This is a genomic window from Brevibacillus reuszeri, from assembly GCF_001187725.1.
GTDB lineage: Bacteria > Bacillota > Bacilli > Brevibacillales > Brevibacillaceae > Brevibacillus > Brevibacillus reuszeri.
In genome coordinates this window covers 970740-987282 of record NZ_LGIQ01000005.1, presented here as the reverse complement: position 1 = coordinate 987282, position 16543 = coordinate 970740, and the positions used below count along the sequence as shown (strand labels likewise).

The 16543-nt window shown below is 48.4% G+C and carries 20 protein-coding genes and 1 other annotated feature; of the genes, 2 read left to right on the top strand and 18 right to left on the bottom strand.

What is annotated here, in order from left to right; all coding sequences use genetic code 11:
• Positions 1-71 precede the first annotated feature (71 nt).
• From pheA to ADS79_RS08270, 5 genes are all read right to left on the bottom strand, one after another.
• On the bottom strand, positions 72-935 hold the full coding sequence (gene pheA / locus ADS79_RS08290) for a prephenate dehydratase (RefSeq protein ID WP_049737930.1): 864 nt from the start codon (positions 933-935) through the stop codon (positions 72-74).
• Between the two features lie 23 nt (positions 936-958).
• Positions 959-1888, bottom strand: a complete 930-nt coding sequence (thrB, locus tag ADS79_RS08285; protein ID WP_049737929.1) for a homoserine kinase — start codon at positions 1886-1888, stop codon at positions 959-961.
• Positions 1885-2970, bottom strand: coding sequence for a threonine synthase (thrC, locus tag ADS79_RS08280; RefSeq protein WP_049737928.1), 1086 nt, complete (start codon positions 2968-2970; stop codon positions 1885-1887). The genes thrB and thrC overlap by 4 nt, the downstream gene beginning before the upstream one ends.
• Positions 2970-4271, bottom strand: coding sequence for a homoserine dehydrogenase (locus ADS79_RS08275; protein WP_049737927.1), 1302 nt, complete (start codon positions 4269-4271; stop codon positions 2970-2972). The genes thrC and ADS79_RS08275 overlap by 1 nt, the downstream gene beginning before the upstream one ends.
• Positions 4272-4378: 107 nt before the next feature.
• Positions 4379-4822 (bottom strand): ACT domain-containing protein, encoded by a 444-nt coding sequence (locus ADS79_RS08270; RefSeq protein WP_049737926.1) that lies wholly within the window; start codon positions 4820-4822, stop codon positions 4379-4381.
• A 189-nt stretch (positions 4823-5011) separates the two neighbouring features.
• On the opposite strand from ADS79_RS08270, the gene ADS79_RS35580 reads away from it, so the two are divergent.
• A complete protein-coding gene (locus tag ADS79_RS35580) occupies positions 5012-5164 on the top strand; it encodes a hypothetical protein (RefSeq protein ID WP_162839511.1) in 153 nt (50 codons plus the stop codon).
• Between the two features lie 127 nt (positions 5165-5291).
• On the opposite strand, the gene ADS79_RS08265 is transcribed toward ADS79_RS35580, so the two are convergent.
• The 9 genes from ADS79_RS08265 to ADS79_RS08225 form a co-directional block, all read right to left on the bottom strand.
• A complete protein-coding gene (locus ADS79_RS08265) occupies positions 5292-6470 on the bottom strand; it encodes an NAD(P)/FAD-dependent oxidoreductase (protein ID WP_049737925.1) in 1179 nt (392 codons plus the stop codon).
• A 38-nt stretch (positions 6471-6508) separates the two neighbouring features.
• A complete protein-coding gene (locus ADS79_RS08260; RefSeq protein ID WP_049737924.1) occupies positions 6509-6958 on the bottom strand; it encodes a DUF1641 domain-containing protein in 450 nt (149 codons plus the stop codon).
• A gap of 276 nt (positions 6959-7234) precedes the next feature.
• Positions 7235-7831: a PilZ domain-containing protein gene (locus tag ADS79_RS08255; protein ID WP_236699913.1), complete on the bottom strand. Its 597-nt coding sequence runs from the start codon at positions 7829-7831 to the stop codon at positions 7235-7237.
• Between the two features lie 80 nt (positions 7832-7911).
• Entirely contained in the window at positions 7912-9189 is a 1278-nt protein-coding gene (gene obgE, locus ADS79_RS08250) for a GTPase ObgE (RefSeq protein WP_049737923.1), read from the bottom strand.
• 18 nt (positions 9190-9207) lie between these two features.
• Positions 9208-9789, bottom strand: coding sequence for a Spo0B C-terminal domain-containing protein (locus ADS79_RS08245; RefSeq protein WP_049737922.1), 582 nt, complete (start codon positions 9787-9789; stop codon positions 9208-9210).
• Between the two features lie 107 nt (positions 9790-9896).
• Positions 9897-10190 (bottom strand): 50S ribosomal protein L27, encoded by a 294-nt coding sequence (gene rpmA / locus ADS79_RS08240; protein ID WP_063230242.1) that lies wholly within the window; start codon positions 10188-10190, stop codon positions 9897-9899.
• Positions 10191-10197: 7 nt separating this feature from the next.
• On the bottom strand, positions 10198-10548 hold the full coding sequence (locus ADS79_RS08235) for a ribosomal-processing cysteine protease Prp (RefSeq protein WP_049737920.1): 351 nt from the start codon (positions 10546-10548) through the stop codon (positions 10198-10200).
• A gap of 13 nt (positions 10549-10561) precedes the next feature.
• Entirely contained in the window at positions 10562-10873 is a 312-nt protein-coding gene (gene rplU, locus ADS79_RS08230; RefSeq protein ID WP_049737919.1) for a 50S ribosomal protein L21, read from the bottom strand.
• Between the two features lie 10 nt (positions 10874-10883).
• Positions 10884-10960, bottom strand: a sequence feature (ribosomal protein L21 leader region).
• Between the two features lie 67 nt (positions 10961-11027).
• Positions 11028-12509, bottom strand: a complete 1482-nt coding sequence (locus ADS79_RS08225) for an Rne/Rng family ribonuclease (protein WP_049737918.1) — start codon at positions 12507-12509, stop codon at positions 11028-11030.
• A 125-nt stretch (positions 12510-12634) separates the two neighbouring features.
• Between ADS79_RS08225 and ADS79_RS08220 the strand changes: the two genes are divergently transcribed.
• On the top strand, positions 12635-13177 hold the full coding sequence (locus ADS79_RS08220; RefSeq protein ID WP_049737917.1) for a GNAT family N-acetyltransferase: 543 nt from the start codon (positions 12635-12637) through the stop codon (positions 13175-13177).
• Position 13178: 1 nt separating this feature from the next.
• On the opposite strand, the gene ADS79_RS08215 is transcribed toward ADS79_RS08220, so the two are convergent.
• The 4 genes from ADS79_RS08215 to rodA all read right to left on the bottom strand — a co-directional run bounded on the left by ADS79_RS08215 (position 13179) and on the right by rodA (position 16523).
• On the bottom strand, positions 13179-14015 hold the full coding sequence (locus ADS79_RS08215; protein ID WP_049737916.1) for a M50 family metallopeptidase: 837 nt from the start codon (positions 14013-14015) through the stop codon (positions 13179-13181).
• The gene (locus tag ADS79_RS08210; RefSeq protein WP_049737915.1) at positions 14008-14787 is read right to left on the bottom strand and encodes a M23 family metallopeptidase; all 780 of its coding nucleotides are present in this window, start codon (positions 14785-14787) and stop codon (positions 14008-14010) included. The genes ADS79_RS08215 and ADS79_RS08210 overlap by 8 nt, the downstream gene beginning before the upstream one ends.
• A 170-nt stretch (positions 14788-14957) precedes the next feature.
• The gene (locus tag ADS79_RS08205) at positions 14958-15158 is read right to left on the bottom strand and encodes a cold-shock protein (RefSeq protein ID WP_049737914.1); all 201 of its coding nucleotides are present in this window, start codon (positions 15156-15158) and stop codon (positions 14958-14960) included.
• Positions 15159-15392: 234 nt separating this feature from the next.
• Positions 15393-16523, bottom strand: a complete 1131-nt coding sequence (rodA, locus tag ADS79_RS08200; RefSeq protein ID WP_049737913.1) for a rod shape-determining protein RodA — start codon at positions 16521-16523, stop codon at positions 15393-15395.
• Positions 16524-16543 lie beyond the last annotated feature (20 nt).

Here is a 16543-nt window from a genome sequence, read left to right as displayed (position 1 = left end):
CCATGGGCTTTTTGCTCCTTGGAGGCTATTCCTTGTTGGTAATGCAACGACAAAAAGAAAAAAGCCAACTCCTAAGAATTGGCTTGCTGCAAATAAAATGGATAGGTGCCTAACTGACGCACCTGACAGCCAATCGCTTCAATTTCTGCAAAAGCGCCTGGAAGCAGAACATCATCCATTTTTTGCTCAATATCAATCACGAAATAATAGCTTCCCAACGCCTTTTTGGTCGGGCGTGATTCAATTCTCGACAGGTTGACTTTCCTCCACGCAAAAGCAGCCAGCACTTGATAGAGCGCTCCTGGAAAATCTTCTGGCAAGTTAACCAAAATCGTTGTTTTTTCTTTTGAAGAAGCCGGCATATCCAAAGGCTCTTGACCCACAAGAACAAACCGTGTGTAGTTATTCGAATAATCTTGAATTTGTTCTTGTGCAAATTCCAGTGGATAAATCTCGACATTCAGTTTTGTGCCAACAGCAGCCCATGGCTCCTGCGGGTTCTCACTGACCATTTGCGCAGCAAACGCTGTACTGTTTACATACTCGATAGCGGCGCCAGGCAAATTTTCTCGTAGAAAATTGTGGCTTTGGGCGATCGCTTGCGGGTGTGACAGCACTTTTGTTATTTCGGATAACGGAAGTGAATGCTCTCTTTTGGCGACAAGCAGATTTTGCGTAATCGGCAGAGCAAGCTCCGCCAAAATCGGCAGATCTACTTCATGAATGAGCCAATCCAGCGTCGAATTGACGGTTCCCTCGATCGAGTTTTCCATTGGAACGACTCCAAAAGCAACCTCTTCCTTGGCAACAGCATTTAACACTTCGATAATGCTCGGATACGGCACGAGTGACAGCTTCTGTCCTGCGGTCAAAGCGCGAGCCGCTTCTTCCGTAAAGGTTCCTCGTGGTCCGAGATAAGCGAGTTTCTTCTCCATGGCGTTACTCCTATCCACTTTCTCTATCTCTGATGGATTTCTACCTGTACGCCATGCTCGTCCGGCTGTAATATCATGATGCGGTACGATATGTCGTGTCCGTTCATCACCCTGTCCACGAACTCACGAAGTCTGGCCGCTTCTTCCTCTGTTTGGAAAAAGCACAGAATCGTGGGTCCTGCACCGCTCAAAGCAGCGCCTACCGCTCCGTGATCAGTAGCATTGTCCAGAATGTCTTTTAAGCCAGGTACAAGCTCGGCGCGGTATGGCTGATGCAATCGATCCGCCATCGCTTGTCCCATCAGGTCCAGTCTGCCCTGCGCTAACGCGGCAACGAGCAAACTGCTATGACCAACATTATATACAACATCCTGCTTACTGTACACCTGCGGCAATACTTTTCGCGCTTTTTCGGTTGACAACGGAAACTCTGGAATAACGACAAGAGTCTGCAAGCCTTTTGGAACGGGAAGTTTTACATAAGGGATGGATGCCCCATCCTGATCTGGCATCGTTGCAACCACTATTCCACCGAACATGGATGCCCCGACATTATCAGGATGGCCTTCCATCTGAGATGCTTTGGCAAATAATTGTTCACGGGTAAACGGCTCACCTGCCAAGTGATTCGCTGCAACCAGAGCTCCTACGATGGCAGCAGCACTGCTTCCGAGGCCACGTGTCAGTGGAGCATCACTCGCGGCACGAATTGAGAGCTCGGGTACAGGCTGCCCCGCATCCTGAAATAATCCTGCTGCTACCTGATAGAGCAGATTACTTTTATCAGCGGGTGTGCCCTGCAGCTCCTTACCTTCCAGCACGATCTTCGTTTTGTCACTTACTGCCATTTCCACGATCGAATAGAGCTGAAACGCCATTCCCAAGGCATCAAACCCTGGGCCCAGGTTTGCTGTACTGGCTGGGATGGTTACCTTTACAACACTACTCATCATGACGTTACTTCTCTTTCTTTTTGGCGAACGAGATCCATGACCGCCTCATGTGTTGCTGGAACGGAACGTGGCTCTTCCCCAACGAGCTTCAAGGCAATATTCGGGTCTTTCAAGCCATTTCCCGTCAAAACGCAAGCCACTTTCACACCCTGCTGAAGCTGACCAGCCTGATGGAGCTTAATGATTCCCGCCAAGGACGCAGCCGAAGCCGGCTCGCAGAAAACACCTTCGCTCTTTGCCAGCAGTTGATACGCCTGCAAAATTTCCCCATCAGTCACGCTATCTACAAGGCCGTTGGATTCACTGATGGCCCCAAGTGCTCCTGCTTTACTGGCTGGATTCCCGATTCGGATCGCTGTAGCGATGGTCTCAGGATTTTCCACTGTCTTACCCAGTACGAGTGGCGCAGCCCCTGCAGCCTGGAAGCCGTACATCTTCGGCAGCTTGCTTGATTTGCCAGCAGCCTTGTACTCCTTGAAGCCCTTCCAGTACGCTGTAATATTGCCTGCATTACCCACTGGAATTGCTAAAATATCTGGTGCGTCTGTGAGCACGTCGCACACTTCGAACGCCCCTGTCTTTTGACCTTCAATCCGATACGGATTTACAGAGTTAACGAGTGTAATCGGTTCTTTTGCCGTGATTTCCCGAACGATGTTGAGTGCTTCGTCAAAATTGCCGTCAATCGCGATCACTTCTGCTCCGTAGGCGATTGCTTGTGCCAGCTTGCCCAAGGCGATGTTCCCGCTTGGAATCAAAACGATGCAACGCAGTCCACAACGAGCGGCATAGGCAGCCGCAGCAGCTGACGTATTGCCTGTAGAAGCGCACATGATCGTTGTGCTGCCTTCTTCTACAGCCTTGGCAACAGCCATGACCATGCCGCGGTCTTTAAACGAGCCAGTCGGATTCAATCCTTCGTATTTGACATACAGCTCAACACCTAGCTGCTTGGAAAGATTCGGCGCATGGATCAGTGGTGTGCTTCCTTCATGTAGGCTAACGAGTGGAGTTTTGTCTGTGACCGGAAGAAACTCCCGGTAACGCGCGATAATGCCTGAACTACGAAGATCTGAACTCATTATTTGTCTCCACCTTCCACACGATAGCAGCTTTTTACTTTTGAAACGATATCCATTTGTTCCATGAATACCAACACGCTGTCCATATCGCTCTTGGAGGATATGTGTGTGACCATGATGATCTCAGCTTCGCCCTCGTTGTTGTACGGCTGCTGAATGACCTGCTCCAGCGAAATGTTCTTATCAGCCAAAAGCTGTGTAATTTGTGCAAGCACGCCGCGTTTGTCTGCAACGACGATACGAAGGAAATATTTGGATAATTTTTGACTGTTGTCTTTGAGGACTTTCTCTTTATATGGTGCAACCATGCCGCGACCATTTACGCCGAGCTTTCTGTTTTTCACAACCGTAACCAGGTCAGAGACGACGGCTGTCGCTGTAGGCAGCTCACCTGCCCCTGGACCGTAGAACATCGTTTCGCCTACCGCTTCCCCATGTACATATACGGCGTTGAACACACCATTTACAGAAGCGAGCGGATGCGATTTCGGAACGAGTGTAGGCTGTACACTCACTTCAATGGCTTCTTCATCACGACGCGCAAGTCCAAGCAGCTTTACTTCATAGCCCAATTGCTTGCCATACGCGATGTCTTCCTTGCTTACCTCGCTGATTCCTTTTACGTCTACGTCTTCCAGCTTCATTGGGACACGGAAGCCCAGGGTTGCCAGAATGGCCATTTTGCGAGCTGCGTCAAAGCCTTCTACATCGGAGGTCGGATTCGCTTCTGCATATCCTAGCGCTTGCGCTTCTTTTAATACATCTGCGTACTCTGCGCCTTCCTGACTCATTTTGGTCAAAATGTAGTTTGTTGTTCCGTTTACGATTCCCATCATCTTCGTAATGCGATCAGACGAAAAACCTTCGACCAACGCACGAAGAATCGGAATACCTCCCGCTACGCTGGCTTCATAGAAGACGTCACAGCCTTTTTCTTGCGCCTTGTTCAAAATTTCGGCACCATGCAGAGCCATCAAGTCTTTATTTGCAGTGACAACGTGCTTGCCACGCTCCAATGCTTCGAGGATGTACTCCTTGGCTGGATGAATACCGCCGATGACTTCAACGATGACTTCGATTTCCGGGTCTTGTAGAATCTCATTCGCATCGGTTGTCACTAAGCTGTCCACCGACGAGATATGGCGGGATTTTTCCGCATTTTGCACCAGAATCTTCGTAATTTCAATGCCAAGTCCGGTCTGCTTTTGCAAATCCTCCTGATGTGCGGAAATGATGCGCACAACCCCTGTACCTACAGTTCCAAATCCCAGTAAGCCTAATTTAATGTTTTGCTTCTCCATCGTCTCTCTTCTCCTACCCTTCTCTTTACGTAAAAGAATTTTTAACCGCAAGCGCTTATTCCGCCTTAACGCGGTCGGTCTTCTAAATCAAGCCTCAATAGGTTTTCTTACCCTCTGCCGACGATCATCGCTTTACGGACGCCGGGAATTTGTTGCAGGTTTTCCAAAAATTCCGTGCTGGATACGCGCATATAGGCCATATCAACAGACATGGAAATCGTCGCAATCCCCTGCAGCGGAATCGTCTGGTTAATGGTAAGTACGTTGCCGCCTTGATCTGCTACAAAGGTCAATACCTTCGACAGATAACCGGATGTATGCTCCAATAAAAAAGTGATCGTCATGATTTTTTCACTCATCATCGCGTTAAAAGGGTAAATCCCGTCCTTATACTTGTAAAAAGCACTCCGGCTCAACCCTACACGATCAACAGCCTCATTGACGGTATCCACTTCACCCGATTCCAGCATTTTTTTCGCTTCAATCGTCTTCGCAATCGATTCAGGCAGGATGTCGGCTCGAATCAAGTAAAATTTTTCTTCCCGTTTCACCTGTAATGTCCTCCTGAGAAAAACAGTTGTTTCTTCATAGAGGACATTATAACGGATTCCCCCCTCCTCTGACAATCCTTGCAGCTAATTTTTTTCGTGGAATTATATTCGGTTTACCTGGGCTTACATGATGAGGCTAGCCTTCGTACAGACTAGAGATGACCGTTGGCATGAGGAGGTGACATGGATATGGCAGGGCGTGGAAAGTCAGATAAATCAGAGCGTCGCAACAACCATCCAGCTGGAAAGCCGAGCAGTCTCGAGCAATTTGGCGACAACACAAAGGGCAAAAAAATGGCCCAATCCCCGAACATCATCGAAGATCCTAGCGGGAACGGGTAGGCATCAGGACAATACAAAACGATCATGACTGCTTTGTTTGACCGCAAGCGGTCACATCGAGACATTTTTCACAGCAAAAAACCCGGGAGCATAACGCCCCGGGTTTTCATGTGGGTATGGATTTGGATTAGTATGCCAAAGAAGACAAACCGTTGATGTGAGCCAGGTAACGAACATTACTTGCTTCTTTCATCAAGGTCGCTGGCAAACCTTTCAGCTTGATTTGGCTAGCACCGATTGTTCCGATTGCATCTTTGCGACCCAGGCTACCCAAAGTACCAGAGAATACTGGCGTGAAGCTGTTCATTTTTGTACCTTTGAAGTGAGCGAAGAGGTTGTAGCCAACCAATTCACCCATTTGCCAAGCCAATTGAGCAGTTGGTGGGAATGGACGCCCTTCTGGACCCATAACTACTGCACTGTCACCAGCCAGGAATACATCAGGGTGGGAAGTGGATTGCATGAATTCAGTTACAGTAGCACGACCACGGTTTACTTCAATACCGGACTCAGCTACTACATGATTTCCTTGAACGCCACCTGTCCAAACCATTGTTTTGGTTTCGATGGTGCCACCGTCTTTCAGGCATACAGTTGTTTCTTTCATTTCGGTTACTGGTACACCTGTCAGGAACTGCACACCGCGTTTTTCCAAGCTCGTTTTTGCACGCTCAACCAGCTCAGGAGCAAAGCCTGCCAGGATGGATGGACCTGCTTCTACGCAATAGATGGAAACGTCTGCAAAATCTACGCCATGCTTGTGGCACAGTCCTGGCAGCATGTCAGCAAATTCACCAACAAGCTCGATACCTGTCAAACCGCCGCCGCCAACCACGAACGTTGCGTCTGCTTTGTTTTTGCTTTTTCCGTATTCGATAACGCGCTCTTCGAGGTGAGCACGCAGCTTGTTTGCTTCTTCTACAGATTTCAGCGTGAAGCTGTATTCCTGCAGTCCAGGGATTCCAAAGAATGCCGTTTCGCTACCCAAAGCGATAACCAGTGCATCGTACTTGATGGACTCGCCGCTAGCCAGTGTAACACGCTGGGAATCCAGTCCGATTTTTTCTACGCTATCAACCACGAGGTCGATATCTTTGCCACGCAGCAATCTGTCCAAAGGCAGTGCTACGTTTTGCTCGGACAGGTTTCCTACTGCCAAACGGTGCAGCTCCGTGATGATTTGGTGAGAAGGAAAACGGTTTACTACTGTGATGGATGCTTCTTCAGCTGTCATGTATTTGCGTGCAGTCAATGCGGAGAGCAATCCGCCATAACCGCCGCCTAGAATCAGAATATGCTTCGCCATGCCCAATCCTCCGTCCTTGTCTTTCAATCGTAATTGATTTAGCGCTTTTCTTGTTGACGTTCAGCCAGAACTTCCAGGAATGCTTGAGCAAAACGCAATGTTTTTTGTACTTGCGGATCTTTCAGCATTTTGAGCATACCAAACAAGCCAACTGTGGATGCTTCCACATGCGCACGATCGTTCGCCTCGATAGCGGCTTGCGCAATGCCCTTTGCTTTGTCGGAAATCGGTTTCACGAACTCTTCCATACCGCCTTTGAGATCGTCGATCAACACTTTGTCTGTTGCTACTGTTTGCACCAAATCATACGTTTTGGTCAGGATTGTTGTCATTTCAGCCAGTTTCGGCAGGTTTGCCACCAATACGGTTAATGACTCTTGGATTTCCGGTTTCATCAACTGATCGAGCACATCCAATTGTTGCTCAGGTGCCAGTGTAGCTGTGCTTGCTACTTCAGCAGCAGCTTGTTGCGTAGTTGTTTGAGACATAGGAAAACGTCCTCCTTTGCTTTGAAATAGAGGCCTCTTATTCTCGATGCCTGTTCATACGAGTAAGGCCGCCATTCTCCCAGCTTAGCTTGTTTGTTATATTTTTCACAAAGTGAAGTATGCATGTTAACGAAATAATCAAGTAGTGCATGATTTCACAAACAAATACAGGAAAACGAAAATTCAAATCTGTTGTTGAACAGGCTCGATTTAGAACTCTATGTACTCTACTATATACCTTATTTCAAGGAACAGCAAAGGAAAAAAACCGCTTCATTAGGAAGAAGCGGCAGTAACGAGCTTTTTATAGTAATCTTTGATGATTTGATGATGCTTTTCATTAATATCTGTGAAAATTAGTTCAATGACTGTCTGTGTATCCTGGAAATTCTTTTCTACCACTTTTGCCATGCCGACAATCTCCTGGTTGGAGGAAGGAACCGTGAATGACAAGTGGAGAAATTCCCCTTTTGATACATAGCCATCCGTCGCGAGCACAAGACGCGTAGGAGAAAATTTAAGGAGGAGGGCTTGTCCTTTTTCCTCGATCGGTCTTGCTCCCATCACTTTATAGGGAACAGAGATGACGCTGTCAGGCGGAAGCACATCCAGCTTGCCCTTGAGCGCTATTTCTACACCGACACTGATCGGGATCATGGCGAGGAGCCTGATTGGCCATACGGTCTGTTCCGAAACTACTTCCAAATCAATGGTATTGACAGCCGCATCCGTTTCCCATCGAACACGTACTGTTGATCCGAGCAAATCCGGTATCGCGTCTGGCTTCATCTCATGCGAAACCACAAGATAGCCACTTTTTACATGCTCGATCATTACTTGAATCGGGGTTTTTACCTGTTTAGAGATCATCATCTGCAAAACAGCACCTCGTTGGAGCCGTTTATCCGCCATAAATGGGGTGAGGGATGGGATATCAATCATTGTCTTTGTCATCACTCCACGAAATCAAACTCTAGCTTACCAATACGTACGGTGTCTCCGTCTTTCGCTCCGCGCTTACGCAGTGCATCGTCCACACCCATGCCGCGCATTTGACGCGCAAAGCGCTGTGCCGAGTCATAGCTGTTGAGGTTCGTCATGCGTACCAATTTCTCGATCTTCTCACCACTGACAACAAATACCTCGTCGTCCTTTGTGATTTCGAATCCGTCCGGTTCTTTTTCCGCGCGGAAGACCACGCGCTCTTCCACTTCCACAACTTCCTCGACGGTTGTTTTTTCCGGGATGGTTGCCAGCAAATCACCGATTGCATACATCAATTCCTGCACACCTTGTCTAGTTGCAGAGGAAATCTCGTATACGCGTACATCCGGCAATTTTTCCTTGAAGCTTTTCAGGTTTTCTTCCGCTTCTGGCAAATCCATTTTGTTTGCTACCACGATCTGTGGACGATCCTCTAGCTTGAGGTTGTACAGGACCAGCTCGCGATTGATCTGCAAATAATCCTCATACGGATCACGACCGTCAACTCCCGCCATATCGATAACGTGCACGATGAGACGGGTACGCTCTACATGGCGCAGGAATTGATGCCCCAGTCCTACACCTTCGTGGGCACCCTCGATCAGTCCAGGCAAGTCAGCCATGACAAAGCTTTGCTCCCCCAAATCAACCACACCCAAATTAGGCGTCAGCGTCGTAAAATGATAAGCTGCAATCTTCGGTTTGGCAGCAGTCACGCTGGACAATAGCGTCGACTTCCCTACACTCGGATATCCAACGAGACCTACATCGGCAATCAGCTTGAGCTCCATCATGATGTACCGTTCTTGTCCAGGTTCACCGTTCTCCGAGATGTGTGGTGCTGGATTGGACGCATTAGCAAAACGAATATTTCCTCGTCCACCACGGCCGCCTTTGGAAATCACCGCACTTTGACCATGCTCTACCAAATCTACAATGACTTCCTTGGTATCGTCGTCAATGACGGTCGTTCCCGGAGGCACCCGAACATACATGTCTTCTGCACCGGCACCATGCTGGGATTTATTGCGTCCATGCTCCCCGCGAGGTGCTTTGAAATGCTTTTGATAGCGGAAATCTACCAATGTCCGCAAGCCTTCATCTACGACAAAAATAACATCTCCACCGCGTCCACCGTCACCACCCGCTGGACCTCCGAGGGGCACGTACTTTTCCCGGCGAAAAGAGACGGCTCCGTTTCCTCCGTCTCCACCTTTTACATAAATCTTTACCTGATCGACAAACATGGTGTCACCTTCTTTCCTTTACGCGAATGGAACCACCAAATCCAGGACCCATTCTTTTTCCGTATGTATCCACTCGGTGACCTCCACCGTACTCTGTTCGCTTTTACGTATCAGTTTTTCCAATTCTTCCAATCCGGATGCACAAAGTCCTCCGGCCAGGTCAAAACGAAAATGAACGCCACTCTCGCCAGTAGATAGAGTTACTTGCATGTTCGCAGGCTCGTACCCGCTTTGGTCTACGTGATCGTTCGCTGTGCATAATATCTCTGACACCAACTGAAACAAATGCTTTTCGTCCAAAGCTATTCGCGTGAGATCCACATGATTGCACACGTCTACTTCCAAAAGCATGTCCTTGTTCAGCGCATTAAATGTCAAGAAGAAGACGGACAAAAGGGAGCTATTCAGACGAGCCACCATGGACTCCTGCATAGCCATCTGCGCGATTCGCTTCAAATGCGCCTCTCCCTGTTCAGTACGGTTCAAATGCAAATAGCCGAGCAGAACCTGAACGTGGTTCAACCAGTCATGCCGCTGCCTGTTCAAAACATCCAGCAGCTGGTCGGTCTGCTGTGTAAACAGTCTCCGCTCGTACCCCATCTCATTCACCCAAGTCGATAAGAATTTCTTTCCTACCTATTGTATCACAAAAAAAAGCGGGCAAAAAGAAAACCCAGCTAAGTAGCTGGGTTTTTTCTTTCCAGATATTATGCTTCGGAAGCAACTGGCTCGATCACAACTTGCTTGCGATCACGGCCCAGACGTTTGAAACGAACAACGCCATCTGCAGTTGCAAACAGAGTGTCGTCTCCGCCTTTCATCACGTTAGTTCCTGGATAAATCTTCGTTCCGCGTTGGCGAACGAGGATGTTACCAGCAGTAACGAATTGTCCATCACCACGCTTCACACCCAGACGTTTGGAAATGGAGTCGCGACCGTTCTTTGTGGAACCTACCCCTTTTTTCGAAGCGAAAAACTGAAGGTCCAAATTAAACAGCATATTCATATCAGACACCTCCTTGCCATTTATCATCTTGCACTTTTACGTATTTTCCGTACTGCGCCTCCACTGACAACAGAGCAATAATCATGCCCTCTGCCAAAAGCTGCTGCTTCTCTAGTATGGCCTCATCCTCCGAGGAGGAGAGCGTCCATTTCAAGAACCCACCGCCTTCTTGTGCGACAGAGACATCAGGAGTGATTCCTGTCAAAGGATGAATGGCGTTTAATACACCAAAGCTGATGCCCGATACAGCAGAACAAACGATGTCCGCTCCATAGGCACCCGCATTGGCATGTCCGGAAATACTAATTTCATGGATCCCGTGCGATGCACGGTTCACGATCACTTCAATCATAACAAGTCACCAATTAAGCGTTGATCTTTTCGATCACAACTTTAGTGAATGGTTGACGGTGACCTTGCTTGCGACGGTAGTTTTTCTTGGATTTGTATTTGTACACGATAATTTTTGCAGACTTACCGTGTTTTTCTACTTTCCCAGTTACCGTTGCACCAGCTACAGTAGGAGTACCTGCTGTAACTGAACCGTCTTTGCTCACGAGGAGAACCTTGTCAAAAGTAACTACTTCACCTTCAACATCAGCCAATTTCTCGATGAAGAGAACTGCTCCCTCTTCAACTTTGTATTGCTTTCCACCGGTTTCGATAATTGCGTACACTGTGTGCACCTCCTATACTCAGACTCGCCTCTACAGGTGCGCCAAAAATGACGACTTGTGACCTGATTCGTGCGGTTACAGTATGCACGAGGCATAGCTGCATGACAACCATTAGATTATCATAGCAGTCATAGCCCAGTCAAGACATTTGCTTCTATCTTTCGTACAAGCGCTTTGCTTCCGTGTCATTGCCAACGTAAACAATCCGGTATTCATCCGGCCTTAGCCATGGATCATGCAGCTTGTATACGCTCTCTATCCACTCGCAGCCTTCATGCTCCTTGCGCTCGGTGAGGCTGTGATACAGGCGAGTCGGCAGTTGTACCAGCACTGCTTCAGCATCCTGTCTGCTTTTCAAGGCAGCAATCTCATTTTGTAGCCTATGGTAAATCTCATCCGTCGACCATACACGCCCATGACCACCACAGGCAACACATGGCTCCGTCATTCTTTCTGACAGACTTGGCCGAACCCTTTTGCGCGTCATCTCCACCAGCCCCAATGCCGTCATCCCGAGCACCGTCGTAGGGACATCGTCACGTGTCAGCTCACGCTTGAAAACCGACAAGAGCTTCTCCTTGTTTGCCTGCTCTTTCATATCGATGAAGTCGATGAGAATGATGCCACCGATATCACGAAGACGCAGCTGGTGCGCGATTTCCTCCGCAGCCTCCAGATTGGTTGCCGTGACCGCCTGCTCACGCTGCTGACCGCCTCCCCCGGTGAACGAACCTGTATTTACATCGATCACCGTCATGGCTTCCGTCCTGTCGATGACCAGATGGCCACCACTTTTCAAGAATACTTGTCTTTGCAGGGTGCGTTCCACAGCCGCTTCGACGCCAAGCTGCTCAAAAATCGGCTGTTTCCCCTGATACCAGCGCAGGACTTGCAAGCGATCGGAAGCAAACACGGTCATAAACGCTTTAACTTGCTGATGGATCGCGGCATGCTCTACAATCACTTCATCCACTCCGCGTGATAAAAATTCACGCAAAACGCTTTCAAGCCATGCCCCCGTGCGACTTACACGTCCCGGACCTTTCATTCCTGCCGCTTGCTGTTGTGTCTCCTGCCAGCTTTCTCGCAAATAATCCAGCTCATCAATCAGCTGTCTTGCATCGGCTTCAGCTGCCTCCGTCCGAATGATAATGCCTTCGCCTTTTTCCAGCAGCGGCACAAGTGTCTGCTCAAGATTCTGGCGCTTTTCCCGATCACTGATTTTACGGGATATGGATATTCCCTCTTCCTTGGGTAAAAAGACGAGAAATCGCCCCTGAACGCTGATCCGCATGGTGAGCTTTGGTGCTTTTAGTTCAGAGCCTTCCTTGCTGACCTGCACCAGTATTTTTTCTCCTACGTGAATCCGCTCGTTAATCGCCTGCTTCGATGTCTGCGCCCCTGCCCCATCTCTAGGTAAGGTGTCATCCACATACAAATACGCGTTTTTATCCGTTCCAATATCGACAAAGGCCGATTGAATGCCTGGTTTGACATCCGCCACACGCCCGAGAAAAATCTCGCCTGCCATAACCTCCGAGCTTTCATGCTCTGTTCGCCATTCTCGCAGCCGTCCTTTTTCCAGTAAGGCAGCACGTACCCGTCCGCCCGTTCCGCTAATTGCAATTTGTCTCACTACTGTCACTCCCTATACATCCGTACAAATCTTTGTCCGCTAGAAGGACTATCAGACTCATAGGAAGTAATCTATCATAGGCATTTGGAAAAGAAAAGACGAATCAGGAGACGAGGTGAGGTGCGATGATACAGGCTGGAGATTGGTTGATTCGCAGGCTGCAGCAAGAGGATGCCCAGCATCTTGCAAAATGGTTGTCGGATGAGCGTGTTTTGCAATACTACGAGGGGCGCGATCGCCCGCATGATGCTGCTCTCGTTCAGAAGCATTTTTTTGATGAGGGTGATACTGCTACTCGTTGCTTGATCATCCATGCTACAAAGCCCATCGGTTATGTGCAATTCTATGCACTGGATAATGAGGACAAAGCAGAATACGGCTACGAGCGTGCAGCCAACATCTATGGCATGGATCAATTCATCGGTGAACCTGATTTCTGGAACCGTGGCATCGGGACACAGCTTGTCCAGACGATGCTTGAGTATCTAGCAAGCGTGGTCGGCGTGCAAAAGGTGGTCATGGATCCACAGATTTCGAATGAACGTGCACTGCGATGTTATGAAAAGTGCGGCTTCGTCAAAGTAAAAATGCTTCCTTTGCACGAATCGCATGAAGGAAGCATGCGAGATTGCTGGCTACTGGAATGGAGCCCTTCCACTGGCTTGTAATCTAGAGCAGAGTCTCGATCTTTGCATCATGCTTCTGCTCAAATAAGAGCGCATGCAAAAGTCTTTCCTCTGGCAACAGACCGGCTCCCTGTATGTAGAACAAATGCGAGGACCCTCTCCGCAGCTTATGAGTGACGGTCAGCACTGTCTCATGAGGTGCGACCGTCAAGGCATGAACGGAATGTTCATCCGGCTCGCGCACATATTTTTCCATCAAAAACCGGAAAAACTGATACGGAAATTTCAAAAAGGATTGAATGTTTACAGCGAGCAAGTAGATTCCGATCACCAGCAAATTCACGCGCATATCCAAACCCGAAAAGCCAACCAGAATTCCAGCAAGCAGCGTACTACTCGTCAAAGAGAGAAGCGCCGCACTCCGGTATGGCAAAAACCAGCAAAACATGGCCTGCATAATTCGTCCGCCATCTAGCGGCCAGATCGGTAGTAAATTAAACAGGGCGATCGTCGCATTGCTCACTAGGAAAAAACGTGCCCACTCCTCCGTCCACAAATCCGCATACCAAAACAAAAACGATACGCCCATCATGACGATGTTTAAAAATGGGCCAGCTAAGGCAACTACAATTTCGTCCAGCGGGTCTGTCGCATACGCGTCTTCCATCGTAGCTACACCACCGAACGGAAGCAGCTGCACCTCTGTAACTGTCCAGCCCAGCTCTCGCGCCATTGCCACATGCCCGATTTCGTGGATCAGAACGATTGCAAATAAAGTGATGACCTCCAAAAAATGACCTGTCACAATGGACAGGCCAATCACTGCCCAAAAGAGCAAATGAATCCGTACTTTTATTCCAAGCCATCCGCCCCTATTCAAAGGGGATCACATCCAGTGGATTTACAAACTGTTCGTCGGCTTTGAATCCCAGATACAAGTGTCGTGACGTATTGTTGACAGCACGGGCAGTCCCAATTTCTTGCCCTGGTTGAAGCACCTCGTCTTTGGTTACTTTTACCCCATCCAAATTGCCGAACCAGACCTCACGCCCCTCGGTCAAACGGACAATCACAGTCGTACCGAAGCCAGGCTGCTCTCCGACAAACGCGACCCAGCCCATTTCTCCGATCGTTACGTCCGCTGCCATCCCTGTGTCCAGTACGACCTTTGCACTCTTTGCTTCAAATGCTTTGACCACCTTCCAGGTAGCAGGCAGCCTCCAGACTGCTTCTTTTTTGCCTGTTCCTGTTGCCGGCACAGCATTCGGCCCCATTAACGAAGGCAATAGCGTTGGTAAAGAACCAAATCGCGCCTCATACCAGTCCGCTACGCCTGCAAAATTAAAATCACGCGTCATTACTTCACGCGCCTGATTTTTCCATGATGCCGGGATCAATGTCGTTTGAAACAACACATACGCCATCCCGATCAAAATCACAGAAGCGAGAATTTGCAGGCCCCATTTTTCATGAGAAGGCCGCTGATTCATCGAATCATCGTCCCGCAGCTGGAAGCTAAACGGGTCTGGTGTCGGCTCAATAGGATCTTTCCAATCATCCACAAAGGGAGAATAGCTGTCACGCGACTGCGTACGGATTCGTTCCAATCGTTCGCGTCTTCTTTCTTTTACCCGATCTACTTCACCGAACATGTACATCCCTCCGCAGGCCAAGCCTTTGTACTATCCTATGACTTGTCTACCTGCTTTATGACGTACCCTGTACTGAGGAGTGCCGGTGATTCTTAGTGGCACCCATTCGTGCGCAAAACGCAAAAAAGACAGTCTCCCCATTGAGAGACTGCCTTCGAATCTGTCGAAGTTTACAGTTTAGATACGCTAGCAGCTTGTGGACCACGGCTTCCTTGAACGATTTCGAACTCAACCTTTTGGCCTTCGTCCAGAGATTTGAAACCTTCTGTCTGGATCGCGCTGTAATGTACGAATACGTCGTCGCCACCCTCAACTTGGATGAAACCGTATCCTTTTTCTGCATTAAACCATTTTACGATACCTTGTTGCATGAAACAAAACCTCCCTGAACATTACGCCCCGCAAGGCGAAAGAGTGTAGCGTTAACCTCTTTTTTACAGATAAGCCTTTTGCGTCAAGGAAAAAAAGCCATACGAATTGCGATTGACAAATGGTGACGTCACTCACAATCGTACGACCCATAACCAATCAATCAAATCACTATAACTTGTAAAAATGGTTAACTTAGGATGATTTTATCATACGATTTTCCATTTGTCACGCATTTAGTCAAAGCGCAGCTTGTCTTTGCGCATGCCGATGTTGAGGACGACACCCATAATCATGAAGTTGGTAACCAGCGAGCTCCCCCCGTAGCTGATGAATGGAAGCGGAATTCCCGTGATCGGCATCAATTGGATCGTCATTCCAATATTTTCAAATACCTGGAAGGTAAGCATCCCTACAACTCCGGCTACGACATAAGACCCAAATGGATCTTTGGCTTCCATCGCGATACGAATCATCCGGTAAATCAAAAAGAAAAACAAAATCATCAGGAAGCCGGCTCCAACAAAACCAAGCTTCTCCGCAATGACAGTGAAAATAAAGTCACTCTCACCAACCGGCACCCAACCGAAGCTGGCTTGTGTAGGCGTATCAATTCCTTTTCCGAACAATTGACCGGAGCCAATCGCGATCAGCGCCTGCTTGAGCTGAAAGCCTTTCCCCATCGCATCAATATCCGGGTCCATCCAGTATACGACCCGATCCCACTGGTAGGGCTTGACGATTTTAAAGAAAATGTCTTGCCTGTACTCGTACAGCAAGGTCATTGTCCCAAAGAAGCTGCCGATCAATCCAAGCAAATACACAGTGTGCTTCAAGCGGAGCCCACCAACGATCAGCATAGTAGCCAGCATCGCCATAAATACCAATGACGTTCCCAAGTCAGGCTGAAGCAAAATCAGCAGCAAGGGGACTCCTACGAGCAAAGCGACAGGAATCAATTTGTAAAAGTAGTAAAATCGATCCGGATCATCTGCACGCTTTGCCATAAACCTGGCAACGGTCAAAATGGTAAATAGCTTCATCGGCTCGGATGGTTGAAACAATACAGGTCCAAGATCATACCAACTGGTCGTATTGTTGATCGGTTTCGTTTCGAATACACCAATCAGCAAAATGAGCCCAAAAGCATACAGGATATATGCAGTGTTGTGGAACAACCGATAGTCAAAAAGCAACATAACAGCAAGCACGGTAAATCCGATAATATACCACGTTACTTGCTGATGTGCCTTGTCAACCCCAGCTGCCGATCCTGAGATACCCAGATAACTGAACACACCGAGCCCTATCAAAATCATAATAATGGTCCAGTCCAGCGTTTTTAAATAACGTTTTTCCAGGTCCATACATTTCCTCCTAGAAAACG

What these genes read in the sequence shown, in the direction of transcription:
- thrC (WP_049737928.1), bottom strand. Translation starts at nt 2,970, where the DNA reads ATGAGTTCAGATCTTCGTAGTTCAGGCATTATCGCGCGTTACCGGGAG.
- ADS79_RS08275 (WP_049737927.1), bottom strand. Translation starts at nt 4,271, where the DNA reads ATGGAGAAGCAAAACATTAAATTAGGCTTACTGGGATTTGGAACTGTA.
- ADS79_RS08220 (WP_049737917.1), top strand. Translation starts at nt 12,635, where the DNA reads ATGATACAGGCTGGAGATTGGTTGATTCGCAGGCTGCAGCAAGAGGAT.
- ADS79_RS08235 (WP_049737920.1), bottom strand. Translation starts at nt 10,548, where the DNA reads ATGATTGAAGTGATCGTGAACCGTGCATCGCACGGGATCCATGAAATT.
- ADS79_RS08260 (WP_049737924.1), bottom strand. Translation starts at nt 6,958, where the DNA reads ATGTCTCAAACAACTACGCAACAAGCTGCTGCTGAAGTAGCAAGCACA.
- rpmA (WP_063230242.1), bottom strand. Translation starts at nt 10,190, where the DNA reads ATGCTGTTTAATTTGGACCTTCAGTTTTTCGCTTCGAAAAAAGGGGTA.
- ADS79_RS35580 (WP_162839511.1), top strand. Translation starts at nt 5,012, where the DNA reads ATGGCAGGGCGTGGAAAGTCAGATAAATCAGAGCGTCGCAACAACCAT.
- ADS79_RS08205 (WP_049737914.1), bottom strand. Translation starts at nt 15,158, where the DNA reads ATGCAACAAGGTATCGTAAAATGGTTTAATGCAGAAAAAGGATACGGT.
- ADS79_RS08255 (WP_236699913.1), bottom strand. Translation starts at nt 7,831, where the DNA reads ATGATGATCTCTAAACAGGTAAAAACCCCGATTCAAGTAATGATCGAG.
- pheA (WP_049737930.1), bottom strand. Translation starts at nt 935, where the DNA reads ATGGAGAAGAAACTCGCTTATCTCGGACCACGAGGAACCTTTACGGAA.
- ADS79_RS08210 (WP_049737915.1), bottom strand. Translation starts at nt 14,787, where the DNA reads ATGTTCGGTGAAGTAGATCGGGTAAAAGAAAGAAGACGCGAACGATTG.
- thrB (WP_049737929.1), bottom strand. Translation starts at nt 1,888, where the DNA reads ATGATGAGTAGTGTTGTAAAGGTAACCATCCCAGCCAGTACAGCAAAC.
- rodA (WP_049737913.1), bottom strand. Translation starts at nt 16,523, where the DNA reads ATGGACCTGGAAAAACGTTATTTAAAAACGCTGGACTGGACCATTATT.
- ADS79_RS08265 (WP_049737925.1), bottom strand. Translation starts at nt 6,470, where the DNA reads ATGGCGAAGCATATTCTGATTCTAGGCGGCGGTTATGGCGGATTGCTC.
- ADS79_RS08245 (WP_049737922.1), bottom strand. Translation starts at nt 9,789, where the DNA reads ATGGGGTACGAGCGGAGACTGTTTACACAGCAGACCGACCAGCTGCTG.
- obgE (WP_049737923.1), bottom strand. Translation starts at nt 9,189, where the DNA reads ATGTTTGTCGATCAGGTAAAGATTTATGTAAAAGGTGGAGACGGAGGA.